Genomic DNA, 764 nt, shown 5'->3' with positions numbered 1-764 from the left:
TGGGTCAATGAAAGTTACTGAAAGTGGCAATTCAAAACACAGACAACTTCGAATAGAGGGCTATCTGCAAAGGGTATCTGCGGAACAGAGAGAGTATGCAGAAGTGTGCGCGTCACCCAAGATGACTGAAACCGACAACACCAACACAAATGAGCAGACGGAAGTTTTGCTTGAGCAAATCCTTAGCACCGAGAATCTAAACCAGGCCTATAGGCAGGTTAAAAGAAACAAAGGTGCAGGTGGAATCGATGGTATGCAGGTGGATGAACTTCAACCCTTCCTGAAAGAACACAAGGATGAACTATTGCAATCCCTCCGGGATGGTAAATACCGTCCAAAACCCGTACGAAGGGTAGAGATACCCAAAGAAAACGGAAAGACCAGGAAACTAGGAATACCCACCGTCGTGGACAGGTTAGTTCAACAAGCAATAGCTCAAGTTCTAAGTCCCATCTTTGAGCAACAGTTCTCAGACAATAGCTTTGGATTCCGACCGAACCGCAGTGCCCACGGTGCTCTAAGAAGATGCCAAACCTATATCTCAGTAGGTTACAAATATGTAGTGGATATGGGATTTGGAGAAATATTTCGATACGGTAAACCAAAGCAAGCTGATTCAGATTTTGTCAGAGACGATAAAGGAGGGCCGGGTCATATCTCTAATTCATAAATTTCTAAAAGCAGGAATAATGACCAACGGGATGTTTGAAAAAAGTCCAGAGGGCGTACCACAAGGCGGACCCCTGAGTCCGTTACTTGGCAAT

1 pseudogene is annotated in these 764 nt (G+C 44.9%); it reads left to right on the top strand.

Going from position 1 to position 764, the window contains the following annotated elements:
* Positions 1–7: 7 nt before the first annotated feature.
* Positions 8–764: pseudogene (locus DOT_RS13090) on the top strand (reverse transcriptase domain-containing protein); the annotation flags it as partial.

It is taken from the genome of Desulfosporosinus sp. OT, assembly GCF_000224515.1.
In the GTDB taxonomy this organism is placed as follows: Bacteria; Bacillota; Desulfitobacteriia; order Desulfitobacteriales; family Desulfitobacteriaceae; genus Desulfosporosinus.
This window is presented reverse-complemented; position numbering and strand designations above follow the sequence as displayed.